Genomic DNA, 18,416 nt, shown 5'->3' with positions numbered 1-18,416 from the left:
CTTTCGTGTAAATCTTGGCGGGAAACCAGGGATTCGAACCCTGGGAACGCTATTAACGTTCGCCGGTTTTCAAGACCGGTGCATTCAACCACTCTGCCAATTTCCCTTTTGCATCACAGGATTATAGCAGCCCATCCTGTCTCAGCGGGCGCCATAATACCCGAATGAAACACACTGTCAAACTCTCGCCATCGCTTGTTACAGAGCGTCTGTTATGATCTTTGCGACTGAACGTTTCAAAACCGAAGGAGTGTCGCCATGCGCGAACAGAATTACGCAGTGAATGGTAACGCGCAGGCTGAGCAGCTTGAAGTCAGCCGCGTCTTGCGCAACACCTATGGCTTGCTCGCCCTTACCCTCGCATTCAGCGGCGTGATGGCGTTCATGGCGCAGCAGATGCGCGTCGGCTACCCGAATGTCTTTGTCGTGTTGATCGGCTTCTACGGTCTGTTCTTCCTGACCAACAAGCTGCGTGACTCGGCCTGGGGCCTGGTGTCGGCGTTTGCCTTGACCGGTTTCATGGGCTTTATCCTCGGCCCGATCCTTAACCGTTACCTCGGCATGGCCGGCGGCGCGGAAGTGGTCAGCTCGGCGTTTGCCATGACAGCCCTGGTGTTTGGTGGTTTGTCGGCGTATGTGCTGATCACCCGCAAGGACATGAGTTTCCTGGGTGGCTTCATCACCGCCGGCTTCTTCGTGTTGCTGGGGGCAGTGGTCGCTGGCATGTTCTTCCAGATCAGCGGTCTGCAGTTGGCGATCAGCGCAGGTTTTGTGCTGTTCTCCTCCGTGTGCATCCTGTTCCAGACCAGCGCCATCATCCACGGCGGTGAGCGCAACTACATCATGGCGACCATCAGCCTGTATGTGTCGATCTACAACCTGTTCATCAGCCTGTTGCAGATCTTCGGCATCATGAGCCGCGACGACTGATTGCCAGCAGTATAAAAAATGCCCCGTATCGCAAGATACGGGGCATTTTTGTTTCAGGACGCTTTGTTCAGGGCTCAGTACTGGTTGGGCTCCATCTCCAGATCGACCTTGAAACGCTGGGCAATATCCTGCTGGATACGTAGCGCCAGGTTGGCGATGTCATGCCCGGTGGCGCCGCCGTAGTTGACCAGCACCAATGCCTGCATCTTATGCACGCCGGCATCTCCATCACGAAAGCCCTTCCAACCGGCCTTGTCGATCAACCAGCCGGCAGCGAGTTTCATCTGCCCGTCGGCCTGGGGATAGGCCACCAAGTCCGGATACAAGCCCTGCAGCTCGGCGGCCAGCGCCTGGGACACCAATGGGTTTTTGAAGAAGCTGCCGGCATTGCCCAGCTCTGCGGGGTCCGGCAGTTTTTCCCGACGGATGCCGCAGATCGCCCGGCTGACATCGCTCGGGGTGGCGTCGGTAATCCCCTGCCCGGCCAGGCGCTGTTGCACGGGGCCGTAGTCGAGCTTGAGGTGGCTGACGCGGCTCAGGGCAAACCGCACCCGCAGGATCAGCCAGCGTCCGGTTTCGTGTTTGAACAGGCTGTCCCGGTAGGCGAAGTTGCATTCTTCCAGGCTGAAATCACGCAACTCGCCGGTCTGGCGATCCAGGGCCGTCAAGCCGGCGAACACATCCTTGATCTCCACTCCGTAGGCGCCGATGTTTTGCATCGGTGCAGCGCCCACGGTGCCGGGGATCAGGCTGAGGTTTTCGAGGCCGCAGAAGCCATGTTCCAGGGTCCACAGCACGAACGGGTGCCAGGCTTCGCCCGCTTCGGCCTCGACCACCACATGCTGGCCGTCATCCTGCAGCACCCGAATACCCTGGGTCGCCATGCGCAATACCAGGGCCGGAATGTCCCGGGTCAGCAGCAGGTTGCTGCCACCACCGATCACCAGCAGCGGTACTGCCTGGGCGGCGGCATAGGCCAGGGCCTCGCGAACATCCGCGTCGCTGTGGGCCTCGGCGAAGAGCTGGGCACGCACGTCGATGCCGAAGCTGTTGAATGGCTTGAGCGATACCTGCGCAAGCACTTGCAAGGTCATAACCGCCCCTTCAATTCGATCACCAATAAATCACAGGCTCGTTCGATCAGGTCCAGGACCCGCTCAAAGCCTTGTTCGCCTTCGTAGTAAGGGTCTGGCACCTCGTCCACTTCAGAGTCGTAGCGGCGCAGGAACAGGTCGAGCTCGGCCTTGCCCTGCCCCGGCTGCATCGCTTTGAGGTTACGCAGGTTGCTGTGGTCCATGGCCAGGATCAGGTCATAACGCGCAAAGTCGGCGCGGGAGACCTGCTGCGCACGCTGGGCCGACAGATCGTAACCGCGCTGCCGCGCTGCCTGTTGGCTGCGTGAGTCCGGTGGGTTGCCGATATGCCATTCCCCCGTGCCGGCGGACGCTACGTCGACCTGGCCAGCCAAACCCGCTTCGCGCAATTTATGGCGCAATACGCCTTCAGCGGTGGGCGAGCGGCAGATGTTGCCCAGGCAGACAAACAGAACCTCCATCAGGCCCCCAGCAGGCGGCGGACGCGCTCGAGGTCTTCGTGGGTATCAACACCCGCAGGCGGTGCTTCCAGAGCATCGCCGACATGGATACGCACGCCGTGCCACAGGGCACGCAGTTGTTCCAGGGATTCGGTGTTTTCCAGCCAGCACGGGCCCCAACTGACGAAGTCATGCAGGAAACCGGCACGGTAGGCATAGATACCGATGTGACGGCGGTACGGCACGCCTTCTGGCAACCGGTCAGGATGCCTGGCAAAAGCATCCCGCGCCCAGGGCAACGTCGAGCGGCTGAATGTCAGCGCCAGGCCGTTGATGTCGCTGACCACCTTGACCACGTTCGGGTTGAACAGCGTTTCAATGTCTTCGATGGGCTCGGCCAGGGTCGCCATGCGCGCTTCGCCATGGGCCGCCAGGTTCGCGGCCACCTGGTCGATCACGCGCGGCGGGATCAACGGCTCGTCACCTTGCACATTGACCACGATGGCATCAGGCGCCAGGCCAAGTTGTGTGGCCACTTCGGCCAGGCGGTCGGTGCCGGAATTATGGTCTTCGCGGGTCAGAACCGCTTCGGCACCGAAGGTTTTGCACGCATCGATAATGCGCGGATCATCGGTGGCCACCACCACGCGTTCGGCGCTGCTTTTGCAGGCCTGTTCCCACACCAGCTGAATCATCGGCTTGTTGCCGATCAGTTGCAGCGGTTTACCCGGCAAGCGGGTCGAGGCGTAGCGCGATGGAATGACAACGGTAAAGGCTGTAGTCATTTATCCAGGCGCTCGTCGGTGGTCAGCGTGCGGGCTTCGCTTTCCAGCATCACCGGGATGCCATCACGGATCGGGTAAGCCAGGCCGGCGCCTTTGCTGATCAGTTCGGTCTTGTCCGCGCTGAGCTTGAGTGGGCCTTTGCAGATCGGGCAAGCGAGGATGTCGAGCAGTTTGGTGTCCATGAGTGTTTCCTGGAATGAAGCGTTTAAGGCAAGAGACGGGCGGGCAACAGACGCATCAGTTGCATGTCGAACCAGGCGACAAACGCTGGCGACGGCACCGCATCCACCGCAAGGTACCACCAGTCGGACTGGGCAAAGGCGCGGCACTTCACCGCGTCCTTCTCGGTCATGACCAGCGGCAATGATGGCGTGAAATTCAAGACTTCCGCGCTGTAGGACGCATGGTCGGCAAAAGCATGGGGTATCGGCTGCCAGTGTAGCGTTTCAAGGGTGTTGAAGAAACGTTGCGGGTTGCCGATACCGGCGACCGCATGCACCTGCTGGCCCGCCGGGAAGTAATCGACCGGCTGGCGTTCGCCGGTTTGCAAGTTGATCAACGCCGTGGGCAGCAGACGAAAGGCGAAACCATCTTCGCGATCGGCCGCGGCGCCATTATAGAGCAGCGCATCCACGCTCTTCAGGCGCTCCGCCGGTTCGCGCAACGGCCCGGCAGGCAGGCAGCGGCGATTGCCCAGGCCCCGGGCGGCGTCGATCAGCACCAGCTCAAGGTCGCGAGCCAGGCGGTAATGCTGCAGGCCGTCGTCGGAGAGGATCAGGTCCAGGGTTTCGCTGGCCAGCAGCGTCTTCACTGCGCGGCTGCGATCGGGGTCGATCATCAAGGGGACGCCGCAGCGCTGCACGATCAGCAAGGGTTCATCGCCAGCCACTTCAGCAGCGTGGCCGGCCTCGACCCGCCACGGCAACTGCGGTGGCTTCGCGCCATACCCGCGACTGACCACGCCCACACGCAAACCTCTGCGCTGGCAATGCTCGATCAACCACAGGATCAACGGCGTCTTGCCAGTCCCGCCCACGGTGATATTGCCGACCACCACCACCGGCACCGGCGATTGGTAGATCTCGCCCTCGCCCGCCAGGAAGCGCGCGCGCTTGCGCTGCACCACCGCGCGATACAGCGACTCCAGCGGCCGCAGCAACGTCAGCGCCGGATGGCCTTCGTACCAGGCCTTGAGCAAGCGATCGGACATGGCCATCAGGGTTGGCTCACCGCCTCGACGGTGCTCATGCGCAAGTGGCTGAACCCCAGCTTGCCGGCAGCGTCCATCGCAGTAATGACAGCCTGGTGCTGGGTCTTGCCATCGGCACTGATCGACAGCGGCATCTTGGTATCGCCACCGGACTCTTTCTGCAGGGCCTCCATCAGGCTGTTGAGGTCGTTCTTCTCGAGCAACTGGTTATTCACCGAAAACACGCCGTCGGCACTGATGGCGATATCCAGTTGCTTGACTTCCTGGTCCTCGGCCGGCGAGCCGCTGACCGCTTCCGGCAAATCGACCCGCAGCTGGGTCTGCCGCGTAAAGGTGGTGGTCACGACAAAAAACAGCAGCAGGATAAACACCACGTCGATCAGCGACGCGAGGTTGATATCAACATTTTCCCGTTGCTTGCGGCGAAATTTCACGCTTTGTCCCCGACCAAGTCCACGTCACGGTCGCCCTGCACCACTTCCACCAGTTTGATGGCTTCCTGCTCCATGCCGACCACCAACTCATCGATCCGGCGTTGCAGGAAACGGTGGAAGAACACCGAGGGAATACCGACCATCAGGCCCGCTGCCGTGGTGATCAGGGCCTTGGAGATACCACCGGCCAGCACCGCGGCGTTGGTGCTCATGCCCGAGCCCATGAACGAGCTGAAAATATCGATCATGCCCAGCACCGTGCCCAGCAGGCCGAGCAACGGTGCCATGGCGGCGATGGTGCCGAGGGCGTTGATATAACGCTCCAGCTCATGGATGACCCGCGCCGCGGCCTCTTCGATGCACTCTTTCATGATCTCGCGACCATGCTTGGAGTTGGCCAGCCCGGCCGCGAGGATTTCACCCAGGGGTGAATTGGCACGCAGTTCCTTGAGTTTCTGCTTGTCGAGCTGCTTGTTCTTGATCCAGCCCCAGACCTGCCCCAGCAGATGCTCGGGCGTGACACGGCTGGCGCGCAAGGTCCACAGGCGTTCGGCAACGATGCCGAGTGCGGCGATGGAGCTCAAGATGATCGGCAACATCATCCAGCCACCGGATTTGACCAATTCCCACACAGTGAATGTCCCCTCGAAAAAGTGCGCCACTTTACCATATAGGTCAGGCAGCGGGGCTCGTCGACCCACGACCCGCCGATCACAGGCTTCGGCCATTGGTAACGTGCGGTTACGGTAGCGCTTCTCGCCAGAAGCGGCGTTGACTGCGCGCAACAATCGGTGGCGCGAAGGCGCCCAATCGCAAACGTACCGCGCCCTGTTCGGCGCTGTCATACACCTGCGTTCCCAACGCTTGATAGCGCTCCACCACCTGTGGATGAGGATGACCGAACGCATTGCCGCGCCCTCGGGAAATCAGCACCGACTTCGGCGCCAGCCGCTGCAGAAACGGCCAGGATGACGAACTGCGGCTACCATGGTGAGGGGCTTGCAGCCAATCGGTCGGCACCGCCAGCGCCGAGGCCAGAAACGCCTGCTCGGCGGCGCGATCGATATCGCCGGTGAGCAGCAGGCGCTCGCCATTGGCCTGTACGTGCAATACACAGGATTTCGGGTTGCCATCAACTGCGTCTGGCCATTGCCATAATTCAAAGGACACGCCGTCCCACGCCCATTGTTCACCGCTGATACAAGGCTGAGTGTCGAGAAGCGCCGGCAACCCTTCGGTTTCGCCACCGACGACCCGTTTGATCGGCAGTCCACGGGCGACAGCCGCCGCACCGCCGGCGTGATCGGCATCGGCATGGCTCAGTAACATCATGTCCAGAGCGTCTACCCCAAGCCTCTTCAGCGACGGCAACACCACCCGCGCGCCGAGATCGACCGCCCCGGAGCGCGGGCCGGCATCGTAGAGCAAGGTGTGATGGCGGGTGCGCAGGATCAACGCCAGCCCCTGCCCGACATCCAGCTGCAGTACGTCCACCTGCCCGTGAGGCACCGGCTCGCGCGGCGGGAACACCGCCAACAACAGCATCGGCCAGCCGAGCAACCGAAACGGCACACCCTTGGGCAGCAACAGCAACACCGCACCGACCAGGCTAACCAGCCAATAGCCCATGGGCACCTCGGCCGGTATCCACGCGGGCAATTGCCCCGCCAGCAGCGCCAGGGCGTTGAACAAGCCGTCCAGCGCCCCACCCGCCAGCCACAACAAGCCCGCGCCCACGAACGGCACCGCCAGCAATGCCGTCCCGAGCAGGGCCAGGGGCAACACCACCAGGCTGATCCACGGCACCGCAAATAGATTGGCCAGCGGCGCACTGAGGCTGATGGGCAAACCCAGCACCAGCAACACCGGGAAAAGACCGATGGCTATCAACCATTGCGGACGGGTCCATGCCTGCCAAGCACTCCAGCGGCCTAACCGACCGCCGAACGTCAGCCCCAGTACCGCCACGGCCGCAAAGGACAACCAGAACCCCGGCTGCAAGCTGGCCAAGGGTTCAAGGATCAGCACGCCATTGAACGCCAGCAACAGCGGCCACCAGATGCCCAGATGACGGAAACGCAAACGCCACAGCAACACCAGCCCCACCATTACACAGGCGCGCTGCACCGGCACGCCGAACCCCGCCAGCAGGCCGTACCCCAACGCCGCGGTAAACGCCAGGCCACATGCCCACGGCAGCCACGGCCAGGTGCGCGGCCAGCAGCCGTAGCGCGCCAGAGCGGCGACGAGCGCATAGATCAACCCCGCCAACAGGCCAATGTGCTGGCCGGAAATGACCAGCAAATGCACCGTGCCGGTGTCCTGCAAGACACGCCAGTCGTCGGCCGTCAGCCCGGAGCCGTCCCCCAGCACCAGGGCCGCCAGCCCCGCCTCGCGCCCTTGGGCGTCCACCGCCATCAAGCGCTGACGGACCGCGTCGCGCCAAGCATTGCGGGCCGGCGCCAGGCGTTCGCCGTCCTTTACCGAGCCGGTGGCACCGATGCGCTGGGCGAGCAGCCAGGCTTCATGGTCGACGCCATGGAAGTTGAGCAGGCCCGACGGACGTTTAAGCGTCACCGCGAGGCGCCAACGCTCACCGCTGCGTACCGGTGGGCCACCGTGCCAGTACAGCCGAATGCGCGCGGGCAAGCGGGCGTTGCGCGACCGGCTGTCGCTCAGTTCGAAACGCACGCCGCTGTCAGTCTGCTGCGGCAACCCGCTCACACGCCCCTCCAGCCAACGCGTCTGGCCGTCGAGCGGCGGACGCAAGCGGTCATCCAGCGCCCACTGCGCGCTCACACATGCCCAACACAAGCCGAACAGGAAAAACGCCAGCGGATAAGTGCGAAACGGCAGCAACATCAACGCCACCACTGCCAGGGCCAACAGCATCCCGGCAGACGGCAGTGCGGGTAGAAATCGCAGCGCAAGCAGCCCGAGTGCAAGCGCGAACATCCCTGTCCTCATGGATCATTCCTTTGACGTGATCCATTCAGTCTTAGCTGCCCCCCGGCCGCAGCCTATGATGTTTTGTCACAAAGTCTGAATTTTCTGTTTATAGAATGCGCGCATACTTGCCCCTCGACTTGATCTGGACCCCTTATGCCCCGGCGCTTATTCAAACGGTACATGCCCGACCCCACCAGTATCAGGGAACACAAGTCATTACAGTTTCTGGGCACCTTGCTGCATGACCCGAACCTCTGGCACCTGAATCGGCACTCGGTAGCCCGCGCCATGGCGGTAGGCCTGTTTGCGGCGTTTATCCCGATCCCCTTGCAGATGCTCTTGGCGGCGGTGCTGGCGATCACGGTGCGGGGCAATATGCCGATTGCCATCAGCCTGGTGTGGCTGACCAACCCGATCACCATGCCAGTGGTGTTCCTGTGTACCTACATGACCGGCGCCTGGCTGATGAACGTGCCGGCGCGCAGCCTGCCCGACGACCTGACGTGGGAGTGGATCAGCGGTCAGTTGAGCACGCTGTGGCAGCCGTTCCTGCTCGGCTCGCTGGTACTGGGTGTGGTGTTGGGCGCGCTGGCCTATTGCCTGACCATGGGTTACTGGCGCTGGTGGGTCGCGCACCAATGGAATAAACGCAAACTGCGTCGCGCTTGAGTCCTAGGCTGCCCACAAACGCAGATGCACACGCAAGCCCTGGCCGGTATTCTCCGCCCACAAGCTGCCGTCCTGACGTTGCACCGCATTGCGCGCGATGCTCAACCCCAGCCCGAAGCCACCGTCGCCAGGCCGTGAGCCGTCCAGGCGGATGAACGGCGCGAAGATCCGTTCCAGATCGCGTTCATCAATACCCCCGCCCTGATCCTCCAGCCATAGGTGCCAATATGCGCCATCACGGCGCCCATCGAGGCTGACGACACCGCCCGCAGGTGAATGCCGTATGGCGTTGCGCAGGATATTTTCCAGCGCCTGGGCCAGGGCGTTCAGATTGCCGCGTACCCAACAATCCGGCCCCAGCAGGCATGGCAGCAGCGAGGCTGGCCAATCGCTTTCGAAACAGGCGTTGTCCTTGAGCATGTCCCACAACGCCTGAACCTGAATGTCTTCGACAGGCAGCGGCGTCCGCTCGGTGTCCAACCAGGCCAATTGCAGGCTGTCCTCGACCAGGCGCTGCATGACGTCGATCTCCCGCCCCAGCCGTTCACGCAGTTGCGCCAGATCCTGCTCGCTGTCACAGGCCACGCGCAAACGGCTCAGGGGGGTGCGCAGTTCATGGGACATGTCCCGCAACAGCTGTTGCTGCAATACCACCGTGCCCTGCAACCGCTCGGACATATGGTCAAACGCCCGCCCCAGCTCGCCCAACTCATCCTGGCGGCTGGTGGCATCGTGGGACAGCCGCGTGTTCAATTGATCGGCACGCCAAGCGTTGGCCTGCTCGCGCAATTGATTGAGCGGCATGATCAGCAGCCGGTACAGGCCGATGCACAACAACAGGGTAAACAGACCGGGAATCACGCCATTGGTCACCACCCGCCAGAACAGTTGGTAGCGCCCCGGCATAAAGCGCTGGGGCAACTCGATCACCAACGAGCCGACACTGGGGTCCAGGGGAAACGGGATTTTCAACCATGGCAGGCCTTTGGCGTGGCGGCTGACCGGCCAGTCCAGGCCGCGCAGAAAAGTCAGGCGCTGGCTTTCCTTGTCGGTCAACGGCGTGCTGGCGAGGGATTGCAGGTCGTTGCCGATCACGCCGATCCAGGTGCGCTCACGCGCAGCCATCAGTTGCAACCAGGCGTCCACACCGTCAGCGCCCTGGGTACTCCAGGCCAACTCCGCTCCCGCCGCATAACCGCTGAGAATCTCGCGGGAGGTGTCGGACAGATAAGCGTTCTGCTGCTCCATGTACCGACCCCAGGACCAACTGAGCCAGATCATCAACAAGCAGAAAGCAATCAGCAGGCAGGCCAATTTCCAGAATAACGAGTGCCTGCCCGGCAGACGTTTCAAGCCCCCCTCAAAGGCCGTCATCGTGACCGCTCAACACATAGCCCTTACCCCAGACGGTACGCACTTCACGCTCGCTATAGCCGATGCTCTTGAGTTTGCGGCGAATCTGGCTGATATGCATATCGAGGCTGCGGTCATGGGGCGCATAACCGCGCTGCAGCACGTGCTGATAAAGGAAGGCTTTGCTCAGCACTTCCTCGCCGTTGTTGTGCAAGGTCTGCAGCAGGCGGTACTCGCTGCGGGTCAACCCGGCCCAGTGCTGCTGGTAGAAGACGTCGGACAGTTCATCGTCAAAGCGCAGGCTCCGGGCGTCGTCGCGCGCGGGCGGCAAACTCAGCGGCGGACGACGATCCAGGGCCACCCGGCGCAGGATGGCTTCAATACGCACGCGCAACTCGATCATGCTGAACGGCTTGGGCAGGTAGTCGTCCGCACCCAGGCGAAAGCCGTTCACGCGATCGGCTTCGGCGCCCAGGGCCGACACCAGGATCACCGGGACCGCATGGCTCTGGCGCAGATGCGTGAGGATCGACAGCCCGTCCAGCCCCGGCAGCAGAATATCCATCAACACCACGTCGAAGACGTGCTCGCGGGCCATCTGCAGGCCTTGCTGGCCGTTCCGACACCACGTGACCTGAAAGCCACAGCGCCCCAGATGCTCGTGGACATAGGCGCCCAGCACGGGGTCATCTTCGATGGTCAGGATAGTGGGTAGACCAACTTCCACGGGATTCATTAGCGCCTGCAAGTCATTCTCAATCACTGATTATTCAAGATTCCCCCGCGCCAGGCAATCGCCACGTCGCGCCAAATGGCCCGAAGATTGCCCGCTGTCATTAATTTGCAAGATTCCACGCCGCGCAAATGGCTACACTGCGCAGGGGTGCGGGCCGGATGCCTGCACGGGCGATCGATCACAACGTGGTAGCAGGAGAGTGGCGTGCTTAGAAGAATGGGGATAAAAGGCCGCGTACTGTTGCTGACCTTATTACCGACCAGTCTGATGGCCTTGTTGTTGGGCGGCTATTTCACCTGGATGCAGCTCTCGGAGTTGCAATCCCAGTTGCTGCAACGTGGCGAAATGATCGCCGAGCAGTTGGCCCCACTGGTGGCTCCGGCGCTGAGCAGCAAGAACGCCGACCTGCTCGAACGCATCGCCACCCAATCCCTGGAACAACAGGACGTGCGCGCCGTTTCCTTCCTTGCGCCGGACCGCTCGTCGATGGCCCACGCCGGCCCGACCATGCTCAACCAGCCGCCGGTGGGTAACAGCTCGCACCTGTTGCAGCGCACCGGTAACGACGCCACGCGCTATCTGCTGCCGGTGTTTGGCCGTCATCGCAACCTTGCCGGCGAGCTGATTCCCGATGAATCCGACCGCTTGCTTGGCTGGGTCGAGGTGGAACTGTCCCACAACGGCATGTTGCTGCGCGGTTATCGCAGCCTGTTCGCCAGCCTGCTGCTGATCGCCATCGGCCTGATCTGCACGGCGACCTTGGCCCTGCGCATCAGCCGCACCATCAATTCGCCGATCGGCCAGATCAAGCAAGCTGTGGCCCAACTCAAGGACGGCAACCTGGAAACCCGCTTGCCGGCGCTGGGCAGCCAGGAGCTGGACCAACTTGCCTCAGGCATCAACCGCATGGCCGAGACCCTGCAGAACGCCCGGGAAGAACTGCAGCACAGCATCGACCAGGCCACCGAAGACGTGCGCCAGAACCTGGAAACCATCGAGATCCAGAACATCGAGCTAGACCTGGCGCGCAAGGAAGCCCTGGAGGCCAGTCGCATCAAGTCGGAGTTCCTGGCGAATATGAGCCACGAAATCCGCACCCCGCTCAACGGCATCCTCGGTTTCACCCATCTGCTGCAAAAAAGCGAGCTGACACCGCGTCAGCTGGATTACCTGGGCACCATCGAAAAGTCCGCCGATAACCTGCTGGGCATCATCAACGAGATCCTCGATTTCTCGAAAATCGAAGCCGGCAAGCTGGTACTCGACAGCGTGCCCTTCAACCTGCGTGACCTGCTGCAAGACACCCTGACCATCCTCGCCCCCGCCGCCCACGCCAAACAGCTGGAACTGGTGAGCCTGGTGTACCGCGACACGCCGCTGGCATTGGTGGGTGACCCGCTGCGCCTCAAGCAGATCCTGACCAACCTGATCAGCAATGCGATCAAGTTCACCCGCGAAGGCACCATCGTGGCCCGGGCGATGATCGAGGATGAACAAGAAGACAGTGTGCAACTGCGCATCAGCGTGCAGGACACCGGCATCGGCCTGTCCAACCAGGACGTGCGCGCGCTGTTCCAGGCGTTCAGCCAGGCCGACAACTCGCTGTCGCGCCAACCGGGCGGCACCGGCCTGGGCCTGGTGATTTCCAAGCGCTTGATCGAGCAGATGGGCGGCGAAATCGGCGTCGACAGCACACCCGGCGAAGGCTCGGAATTCTGGATCAGCCTGAACCTGCCCAAGACCCGCGACGACGTCGAAGACCTGCCCTGCGCGCCGCTGCTCGGCCGCCGCGTGGCCGTGCTGGAAAACCACGAACTGGCGCGCCAGGCCTTGCAACACCAGCTCGAAGACTGTGGCCTGGATGTCACGCCGTTCAATACCCTGGAAAGCCTGACCAACGGCATCACCGGCGCGCATCAGACCGAACAGGCGATCGACCTGGCGGTACTCGGCGTCACCGCCAATGACCTCCCGCCCGAGCGCCTCAACCAGCATCTGTGGGACCTCGAACACCTGGGCTGCAAGGTGCTGGTGCTGTGCCCGACCACCGAGCAAATGCTGTTCAGCCCGTCGGTGCCCAACCCCAACAGCCAGTTGCAGGCCAAGCCCGCGTGTACGCGCAAGCTGCGCCGTGCCCTGACCGACCTGATCAGCCCGCGCCCCACGCGCTGCGAACCGGGCGAACCGTTGTCCAGCCGCGCGCCTCGGGTGCTCTGCGTGGATGACAACCCGGCGAACCTGTTGCTGGTGCAAACCCTGCTGGAAGACATGGGCGCCAAGGTTCAGGCCGTGGAAAGCGGCTATGCGGCCATCAATGCCGTCCAGCAGGAAACCTTCGACCTGGTGCTGATGGACGTGCAGATGCCCGGCATGGACGGTCGTCAAAGCACCGAGGCGATTCGCCAGTGGGAAAGCGAGCGCCACGGCACACCGCTGCCGGTGGTGGCCCTCACCGCCCACGCCATGGCCAACGAAAAGCGTGCGCTGCTGCAAAGCGGCATGGACGACTACCTGACCAAACCCATCAGCGAGCGGCAATTGGCCCAGGTGGTGCTGAAATGGACCGGCCTGGCCCTGCGCAACCAAGGGCCGGAGCGCCCGACCGAAGGCCTCGGCCCAGGCGTGCGATTGCTGGTGCTGGACCACGAGGAAGGACTGCGGCTCGCCGCGGGCAAGGCGGACCTGGCGGCGGACATGCTCGCCATGTTGCTCGCCTCCCTCGAAGCCGACCGCCTGGCCATTACCCTCGCCCGTGAGGCCAATGACAACCATGCCTTGATCGAACGCGTCCATCGCCTGCATGGCGCCACCCGCTACTGCGGCGTACCGCAACTGCGCGCCGCCTGCCAACGCGCCGAAACTCTGCTCAAGCAGGACGACGCCAAGGCCATGGCCGCGCTGGACGAGCTGGACATGGCCATTGCCCGGTTGGCCAGTGAAGCGCGGGTCAGCGCCTGAGATTTTTTTTACAACGCCGGGCCCGATCCCACAGGGTCCGCGTTACCAAAACGTACATTGCAGGGAGCTATTTCATGCGCGTCATTCTTTTCAGCAGCCAGACCTACGACCGCGACAGTTTTCTCGGCGTGCCGCTGCCGCCCGGCCTGGAACTGCAATTCCAGCCCGCCCGGCTCACCCTCGACACCGTGGCGCTGGCCGAACGCCACGAAGTGGTCTGCGCGTTTATCAACGATGACCTCAGCGCGCCCGTGCTGGAGCACCTGGCCACGGGCGGCACCCGCTTGATCGCGCTGCGCTCGGCCGGTTACAACCATGTCGACCTCGCCGCCGCCAAGCGCCTGGGCCTGACCATCGTGCGTGTGCCCGCGTACTCGCCTCATGCGGTCGCCGAACATGCCGTGGCACTGATTCTCGCCCTGAACCGGCGCCTGCACCGTGCCTACAACCGCACCCGCGAGGGCGATTTCAGCCTGCATGGCCTGACCGGCTTCGACCTTGTCGGCAAGACCGTCGGCGTGGTCGGCACCGGGCAGATCGGCGCCACCTTCGCCAAGATCATGGCCGGTTTCGGCTGCCACCTGCTGGCCTACGACCCGTTCCCCAACCCGCTGGTCCAAGCGCTCGGTGCGCGCTATGTGAGCCTGCCCGAGCTGCTGGCCGAAGCGCAGATCATCAGCCTGCACTGCCCGCTCACCACCGACAGCAAGCACCTGATCAACGCCCGCTCCCTGGCGCAGATGCAGCCCGGCGCGATGCTGATCAACACCGGGCGCGGTGGCCTGGTGGACACCCCTGCGCTGATCGAAGCGCTCAAGGACGGCCAACTCGGCTACCTGGGGCTGGATGTGTATGAAGAAGAAGCCCAGCTGTTTTTCGAGGACCGCTCCGACCTGCCCCTGCAGGACGACGTGCTCGCGCGCCTGCTGACGTTCCCCAATGTGATCATCACCGCGCACCAGGCATTTCTCACCCGCGAAGCCCTGGCGGCGATCGCCGAGACCACCCTGGCCAACATTGCGGCCTGGGCCGATGGCCGGGCGCAGAATCGTGTCGACGGATGATCAGCGGTCACATACCAGGCGCATGATCCGCAGGCGCGCGTGCTAGGATGCCGCGCCTATTTGGAGGAACCATGGCCGAACACGATTTCCGCTTCAGCTTGCTGAGCCCGCAACACACCCTGATCGAATGCCGCGCCCTGGTGCCGGGCCGCTATCAGGTCACCGGCAACGGTGGTTCGATCAAGCATGGCGACGTACTGATCGTCACCCTGCGCGGCAGTAAAACCCTGTCGATGCGCCTCACCGTCGAAGGTGACGCGCGCTACTCCATCCGCCCGGCAGGCCAGTGGGTCGCCATGGCCCAGGGGCCGAAGTTCGGCGAACTGGAGATTCACACCTGGAAGGTCAACTGCGACAGCTGCGAGGCCGTGCTGGAGTTTGAATTCGCGGTGGAGACCAAGCTGACCAAGGAACCGCTGCAACCGGCCGCCAATGCGCGCATTGCCGAGTTGGGCTGGGCCAGCGAAGGCGCCAAGCACCGCTGCCCGAAATGCCAGAAGGCCGCGCAATGAAAGGCCTGCTTCTGCTGGCCGTCGTCGGCGCGAGCCTGATGGGCTGCGCTGGCGATGCGGTAAAGCTCGAGCGGGATCACAGCTACGTGGTGGAATGGATCGGTGAGCGGCCGCTGATGGATTACGCGCACCTGAGTGTCACCCTGGGCGCCGATGGGCGCGCCTACGGCAACGGCGGGTGCAACCACTGGTTCGCACCGTACACCGTGGAGGGCGACAAACTCAGCTTCGGCAAGATCGGCAGTACCCGCAAACTCTGCGGCGACGCCCTGATGGAGCAGGAACACCGCTTCTTCCAGGCCCTGCAAGGCGTTGAGCGCTGGGACATCTCGCCGATCGAGCAGACCCGCTTCTGGCCGGCCGAAGGCAAGCCTATCCGCCTGTGGCTGGAAGAAGGCTGATAGCAGGCTCAATGGGATCTAACTGTGGGAGGGGGCTTGCTCCCGATTGCGCTATGTCAGTACCGAATATGTTGGCTGACACACCGCCATCTGGAGCAAGCCCCCTCCCACATGTTCAACCGCGCAGGGCCTTGAGCTTGGCCAGCACGCCTTGCGCCGTCTGTTCGCCCATCAACTGCTCACGCACCTTGCCCTTGTCGTCGATGATGTAAGTCACCGGCAACGCTTCGCTGCGTGGAATATCAAAGATCCCGTCCGGGTTCTGCGCCAGCACGGTGAACTTGATGCCCAGCTTGTCACTGGCTTCCTTCAGTTCCGCGCCCTGCACATTGTCGAAATTGACCCCGAACACGCCGACGTTCTGCCCTTTGAGCTGTTCAGCCAAGGCATTGAGCTCCGGGATTTCCGTGCGGCACGGGCCACACCATTCCGCCCAGTAGTTGACCACCAGCCATTGCTTGTCCAGGCGTTCGGCCGCCACTTTCTGGCCATATTGGTCAACGCCGTAGTCATTACCGCAGCCGCTGAGCAGCAGGGTTGTGATGATCGCCAATGCACCGATCAGTCGCCTTGTCATGGGGTAATCCTTCGCAAAAATGAACGTTGGCTGCGACGGATCGCCTCTTACGGTTTAAGGACCGGGCGCAGCGCAGGTAGAATACCCGCCACCTTACGCAAGATGCGACCCGCACATGACCGATCTGACGCTTTATCACAACCCGCGCTGCTCGAAATCCCGCGGAGCGCTCGAACTGCTGGAAGCACGCGGCCTCGCGCCGACGGTGGTGCGCTACCTGGAAACCCCGCTGAATGCCGCGCAACTGAAGGCCCTGCTGGGCAAACTGGGGATCAGCGCACGCCAATTGCTGCGCACCGGCGAAGAGGAATACAAAACCCTCAACCTGGCAGACGCGACGCTCAGCGAAACACAGTTGATCGCCGCCATCGCCGAGCACCCCAAGTTGATGGAACGTCCGATCCTCGAAACCCCCGACAAAGCCATCATCGGCCGCCCACCGGAGAGCGTGCTGGAGATCCTGCCGTGAGTGCGCCGTATGTGCTGGTGTTGTATTACAGCCGCAACGGCTCGGTCAGCGAAATGGCCCGGCACATTGCCCGGGGCATCGAACAAGGCGGGATGGAAGCGCGCCTGCGCACCGTACCGGCGATCTCCAGCGAGTGCGAAGCCGTAGCGCCGAGCATTCCGGCCGAAGGCGCGCTGTACGCCAGCCTGGATGATCTGAAGAACTGTTCAGGCCTGGCCCTGGGCAGCCCGACCCGCTTCGGCAATATGGCCGCGCCGTTGAAGTACTTTATCGACGGCACCAGTAACCTGTGGCTGACCGGCGCCCTGGTCGGCAAACCGGCCGGGGTGTTCACCTCCACCGCCAGCCTGCACGGCGGCCAGGAGACCACGCTGATGTCGATGCTGCTGCCGCTGCTGCACCACGGCATGCTGATCACCGGCCTGCCCTATAGCGAACAAGCGCTGCTCGACACCCAGGGTGGCGGTACGCCTTATGGCGCCAGCCACCATGCTGGCCCCGACGGCAAGCGCCTGCTGGATCAACATGAAATCGCCCTGTGCAAGGCCCTCGGCCTGCGCCTGGCGAAAACCGCTGCGTTGCTGGAGAACGGCCGTGGCCAAAAAACCTAAGATCCTGCCACCCCAGGCGTGGCTGGAGCCGCGGGTCAAAGTCGCACGCGCGCTGAGCCTGCTGGCGTTTTTCGGCCTGGTGGGCCTGCTCTGCGTGTATTACCTGTTCGTCGCCGACCTGCACGGCGCACGGCCGTGGGTGATCCTGCTGATCGAACTGGTGCCGCTGCTGGTGCTGGCGCCGGGGATACTGATCGGCAGCGCACGCGGGCATTCGTGGATGTGCTTTGTGGTGAACCTGTATTTCATCAAGGGCGCACTGGCGGCGTATGACCCGAACCGCCAGTGGTTCGGCGTGCTGGAAATGCTGGCGAGCCTGGCGCTGTTCTGTACGGCGCTGCTGTATGTGCGCTGGCGGTTCCAGTTGGATCGGCGCTTGGCCGGCGAGGGTCAGCCAGCCTGACCCGCCGTCATCGCGGGCAAGCCCCACATCTGGAATGCAGTTTCCTGTGGGAGTGGGCTTGCCCACGATGGCATCACCTCGGTCTCAATGATTGACCGTATACGCCAGCATCATCGACAACTGACACATCGGCCGCCCGCTCTCGGCATGCCACTGGTTGAACGCCCCCTGCACCGTCGCCAGGTCGCGCAGGCTGGTGGGGGCCTTGTCGACGATCTTCTGCGCGTGCAGGGCCGCGACCACGTCATCGCTCGGCACGAACGTATCCTTGCCCACCATGCGCAGAAAGCGCGGCGCCGACAGCCCGCCCAACTGATGACCGTGCTTGCTCAGGTATTTCCACAAGCCGACGATATCGGTCACCGGCCAGTCGGCGATAAACGCGCCGAAACTACCCTTCTCCTGGGCGATATCCAGGATCATCTGCGCGTTGCGCGGCACGCTCTTGAGCTTGCCCAGGTGGCGGATGATGCGCGTGTCCTGCATCAAGCGCTCCAGGTGCTCGGCGCCCATCAGCACGACTTTTTCCGGGTCGAAGCCAAAGAACACCTGCTCGAATGCAGGCCATTTGGCATCCACCACGCTGTGCTTGAGCCCGGCGCGGAAAACCCGCAGCGCCAGGGTCGACAGGTAGCGATCATCACTGATCTGGCGTAATTGCGCCGGCGTCTTGGGGACAGGCAGACGGGCTTCCAGTTCGGCCGCCGAACCGAAGCGGTTCAGACAATATTCGTGCAGCCACTTGTAATCGCGCATGCCCTCTCCTGGGGATTGAAATGAAAACGGCGCCTGTGAGCGCCGTCGTTCAGAGCGTTGAGAAA

General features: G+C 62.8%; 21 protein-coding genes and 1 tRNA gene. 9 read left to right on the top strand and 13 right to left on the bottom strand.

Annotated features, from left to right (window positions below; translation table 11 throughout):
* Positions 1 to 15 precede the first annotated feature (15 nt).
* Positions 16 to 106 (bottom strand) — tRNA-Ser (locus C5F70_RS06085).
* Between the two features lie 152 nt (positions 107 to 258).
* Here C5F70_RS06085 and C5F70_RS06080 point away from each other — a divergent pair.
* Positions 259 to 930, top strand: a complete 672-nt coding sequence (locus C5F70_RS06080) for a Bax inhibitor-1/YccA family protein (protein WP_017848008.1) — start codon at positions 259 to 261, stop codon at positions 928 to 930.
* 74 nt (positions 931 to 1,004) lie between these two features.
* Here C5F70_RS06080 and murB read toward each other — a convergent pair whose 3' ends face one another.
* The 8 genes from murB to C5F70_RS06040 form a co-directional block, all read right to left on the bottom strand.
* A complete protein-coding gene (gene murB, locus C5F70_RS06075) occupies positions 1,005 to 2,024 on the bottom strand; it encodes a UDP-N-acetylmuramate dehydrogenase (protein WP_017848009.1) in 1,020 nt (339 codons plus the stop codon).
* The gene (locus C5F70_RS06070; RefSeq protein WP_017848010.1) at positions 2,021 to 2,485 is read right to left on the bottom strand and encodes a low molecular weight protein-tyrosine-phosphatase; all 465 of its coding nucleotides are present in this window, start codon (positions 2,483 to 2,485) and stop codon (positions 2,021 to 2,023) included. The genes murB and C5F70_RS06070 overlap by 4 nt, the downstream gene beginning before the upstream one ends.
* The gene (gene kdsB, locus C5F70_RS06065) at positions 2,485 to 3,249 is read right to left on the bottom strand and encodes a 3-deoxy-manno-octulosonate cytidylyltransferase (RefSeq protein ID WP_017848011.1); all 765 of its coding nucleotides are present in this window, start codon (positions 3,247 to 3,249) and stop codon (positions 2,485 to 2,487) included. The genes C5F70_RS06070 and kdsB overlap by 1 nt, the downstream gene beginning before the upstream one ends.
* Positions 3,246 to 3,431, bottom strand: coding sequence for a Trm112 family protein (locus C5F70_RS06060; protein WP_003174668.1), 186 nt, complete (start codon positions 3,429 to 3,431; stop codon positions 3,246 to 3,248). Before C5F70_RS06060 ends, kdsB begins: the two co-directional genes overlap by 4 nt.
* Positions 3,432 to 3,454: 23 nt before the next feature.
* Positions 3,455 to 4,465, bottom strand: a complete 1,011-nt coding sequence (gene lpxK / locus C5F70_RS06055) for a tetraacyldisaccharide 4'-kinase (protein ID WP_104902891.1) — start codon at positions 4,463 to 4,465, stop codon at positions 3,455 to 3,457.
* Positions 4,465 to 4,893 (bottom strand): biopolymer transporter ExbD, encoded by a 429-nt coding sequence (locus tag C5F70_RS06050; RefSeq protein ID WP_046382925.1) that lies wholly within the window; start codon positions 4,891 to 4,893, stop codon positions 4,465 to 4,467. Before C5F70_RS06050 ends, lpxK begins: the two co-directional genes overlap by 1 nt.
* Positions 4,890 to 5,525, bottom strand: a complete 636-nt coding sequence (locus tag C5F70_RS06045) for a MotA/TolQ/ExbB proton channel family protein (protein WP_046382924.1) — start codon at positions 5,523 to 5,525, stop codon at positions 4,890 to 4,892. Before C5F70_RS06045 ends, C5F70_RS06050 begins: the two co-directional genes overlap by 4 nt.
* Before the next feature lie 109 nt (positions 5,526 to 5,634).
* Positions 5,635 to 7,848 (bottom strand): DNA internalization-related competence protein ComEC/Rec2, encoded by a 2,214-nt coding sequence (locus C5F70_RS06040; RefSeq protein ID WP_104902890.1) that lies wholly within the window; start codon positions 7,846 to 7,848, stop codon positions 5,635 to 5,637.
* 147 nt (positions 7,849 to 7,995) lie between these two features.
* Between C5F70_RS06040 and C5F70_RS06035 the strand changes: the two genes are divergently transcribed.
* On the top strand, positions 7,996 to 8,511 hold the full coding sequence (locus C5F70_RS06035; RefSeq protein WP_017848016.1) for a DUF2062 domain-containing protein: 516 nt from the start codon (positions 7,996 to 7,998) through the stop codon (positions 8,509 to 8,511).
* 3 nt (positions 8,512 to 8,514) lie between these two features.
* Here C5F70_RS06035 and C5F70_RS06030 read toward each other — a convergent pair whose 3' ends face one another.
* The gene (locus C5F70_RS06030) at positions 8,515 to 9,885 is read right to left on the bottom strand and encodes a sensor histidine kinase (protein WP_104902889.1); all 1,371 of its coding nucleotides are present in this window, start codon (positions 9,883 to 9,885) and stop codon (positions 8,515 to 8,517) included.
* Complete coding sequence (locus C5F70_RS06025; RefSeq protein WP_104902888.1) at positions 9,872 to 10,600, bottom strand: response regulator transcription factor; 729 nt, start codon at positions 10,598 to 10,600, stop codon at positions 9,872 to 9,874. Before C5F70_RS06025 ends, C5F70_RS06030 begins: the two co-directional genes overlap by 14 nt.
* Positions 10,601 to 10,804: 204 nt before the next feature.
* On the opposite strand from C5F70_RS06025, the gene C5F70_RS06020 reads away from it, so the two are divergent.
* The 4 genes from C5F70_RS06020 to C5F70_RS06005 all read left to right on the top strand — a co-directional run bounded on the left by C5F70_RS06020 (position 10,805) and on the right by C5F70_RS06005 (position 15,535).
* Complete coding sequence (locus C5F70_RS06020; RefSeq protein ID WP_046382920.1) at positions 10,805 to 13,558, top strand: response regulator; 2,754 nt, start codon at positions 10,805 to 10,807, stop codon at positions 13,556 to 13,558.
* A 74-nt stretch (positions 13,559 to 13,632) separates the two neighbouring features.
* Positions 13,633 to 14,622: a 2-hydroxyacid dehydrogenase gene (locus C5F70_RS06015; protein WP_017848020.1), complete on the top strand. Its 990-nt coding sequence runs from the start codon at positions 13,633 to 13,635 to the stop codon at positions 14,620 to 14,622.
* 71 nt (positions 14,623 to 14,693) lie between these two features.
* Positions 14,694 to 15,134 (top strand): hypothetical protein, encoded by a 441-nt coding sequence (locus C5F70_RS06010; RefSeq protein ID WP_017848021.1) that lies wholly within the window; start codon positions 14,694 to 14,696, stop codon positions 15,132 to 15,134.
* Positions 15,131 to 15,535 (top strand): META domain-containing protein, encoded by a 405-nt coding sequence (locus tag C5F70_RS06005; RefSeq protein ID WP_104902887.1) that lies wholly within the window; start codon positions 15,131 to 15,133, stop codon positions 15,533 to 15,535. Before C5F70_RS06010 ends, C5F70_RS06005 begins: the two co-directional genes overlap by 4 nt.
* 115 nt (positions 15,536 to 15,650) lie before the next feature.
* On the opposite strand, the gene C5F70_RS06000 is transcribed toward C5F70_RS06005, so the two are convergent.
* Positions 15,651 to 16,112, bottom strand: coding sequence for a TlpA disulfide reductase family protein (locus tag C5F70_RS06000; protein ID WP_017848023.1), 462 nt, complete (start codon positions 16,110 to 16,112; stop codon positions 15,651 to 15,653).
* A gap of 115 nt (positions 16,113 to 16,227) precedes the next feature.
* Here C5F70_RS06000 and arsC point away from each other — a divergent pair, with 115 nt between their 5' ends.
* From arsC to C5F70_RS05985, 3 genes are read left to right on the top strand one after another with little or no spacing between them, the layout of a single operon-like run.
* Positions 16,228 to 16,581 (top strand): arsenate reductase (glutaredoxin), encoded by a 354-nt coding sequence (arsC, locus tag C5F70_RS05995; protein ID WP_017848024.1) that lies wholly within the window; start codon positions 16,228 to 16,230, stop codon positions 16,579 to 16,581.
* Positions 16,578 to 17,192, top strand: a complete 615-nt coding sequence (gene wrbA, locus C5F70_RS05990; RefSeq protein ID WP_046485241.1) for an NAD(P)H:quinone oxidoreductase — start codon at positions 16,578 to 16,580, stop codon at positions 17,190 to 17,192. The genes arsC and wrbA overlap by 4 nt, the downstream gene beginning before the upstream one ends.
* Positions 17,176 to 17,595: a DUF2069 domain-containing protein gene (locus tag C5F70_RS05985; protein WP_017848026.1), complete on the top strand. Its 420-nt coding sequence runs from the start codon at positions 17,176 to 17,178 to the stop codon at positions 17,593 to 17,595. The genes wrbA and C5F70_RS05985 overlap by 17 nt, the downstream gene beginning before the upstream one ends.
* A gap of 84 nt (positions 17,596 to 17,679) precedes the next feature.
* On the opposite strand, the gene C5F70_RS05980 is transcribed toward C5F70_RS05985, so the two are convergent.
* Complete coding sequence (locus tag C5F70_RS05980; protein WP_017848027.1) at positions 17,680 to 18,351, bottom strand: DNA-3-methyladenine glycosylase I; 672 nt, start codon at positions 18,349 to 18,351, stop codon at positions 17,680 to 17,682.
* Positions 18,352 to 18,416: the final 65 nt, after the last annotated feature.

Origin of the sequence: Pseudomonas sp. LH1G9 (genome assembly GCF_002949975.1) — a bacterium.
Lineage (GTDB): Bacteria > Pseudomonadota > Gammaproteobacteria > Pseudomonadales > Pseudomonadaceae > Aquipseudomonas > Aquipseudomonas veronii.
The sequence above is the reverse complement of the archived record's forward strand: the minus strand, read 5'-3'. Positions and strand labels throughout refer to the sequence as shown.

Bases quoted from the DNA above. Each gene is read 5' to 3' on its own strand.
- C5F70_RS06000 (WP_017848023.1), bottom strand. From the start codon at position 16,112: ATGACAAGGCGACTGATCGGTGCATTGGCGATCATCACAACCCTGCTG.
- C5F70_RS06010 (WP_017848021.1), top strand. From the start codon at position 14,694: ATGGCCGAACACGATTTCCGCTTCAGCTTGCTGAGCCCGCAACACACC.
- kdsB (WP_017848011.1), bottom strand. From the start codon at position 3,249: ATGACTACAGCCTTTACCGTTGTCATTCCATCGCGCTACGCCTCGACC.
- C5F70_RS06030 (WP_104902889.1), bottom strand. From the start codon at position 9,885: ATGACGGCCTTTGAGGGGGGCTTGAAACGTCTGCCGGGCAGGCACTCG.
- C5F70_RS06040 (WP_104902890.1), bottom strand. From the start codon at position 7,848: ATGTTCGCGCTTGCACTCGGGCTGCTTGCGCTGCGATTTCTACCCGCA.
- C5F70_RS06005 (WP_104902887.1), top strand. From the start codon at position 15,131: ATGAAAGGCCTGCTTCTGCTGGCCGTCGTCGGCGCGAGCCTGATGGGC.
- C5F70_RS06080 (WP_017848008.1), top strand. From the start codon at position 259: ATGCGCGAACAGAATTACGCAGTGAATGGTAACGCGCAGGCTGAGCAG.
- C5F70_RS06035 (WP_017848016.1), top strand. From the start codon at position 7,996: ATGCCCCGGCGCTTATTCAAACGGTACATGCCCGACCCCACCAGTATC.
- C5F70_RS06025 (WP_104902888.1), bottom strand. From the start codon at position 10,600: ATGAATCCCGTGGAAGTTGGTCTACCCACTATCCTGACCATCGAAGAT.
- C5F70_RS06070 (WP_017848010.1), bottom strand. From the start codon at position 2,485: ATGGAGGTTCTGTTTGTCTGCCTGGGCAACATCTGCCGCTCGCCCACC.
- C5F70_RS06060 (WP_003174668.1), bottom strand. From the start codon at position 3,431: ATGGACACCAAACTGCTCGACATCCTCGCTTGCCCGATCTGCAAAGGC.
- lpxK (WP_104902891.1), bottom strand. From the start codon at position 4,465: ATGGCCATGTCCGATCGCTTGCTCAAGGCCTGGTACGAAGGCCATCCG.
- C5F70_RS05980 (WP_017848027.1), bottom strand. From the start codon at position 18,351: ATGCGCGATTACAAGTGGCTGCACGAATATTGTCTGAACCGCTTCGGT.
- arsC (WP_017848024.1), top strand. From the start codon at position 16,228: ATGACCGATCTGACGCTTTATCACAACCCGCGCTGCTCGAAATCCCGC.
- C5F70_RS06015 (WP_017848020.1), top strand. From the start codon at position 13,633: ATGCGCGTCATTCTTTTCAGCAGCCAGACCTACGACCGCGACAGTTTT.
- murB (WP_017848009.1), bottom strand. From the start codon at position 2,024: ATGACCTTGCAAGTGCTTGCGCAGGTATCGCTCAAGCCATTCAACAGC.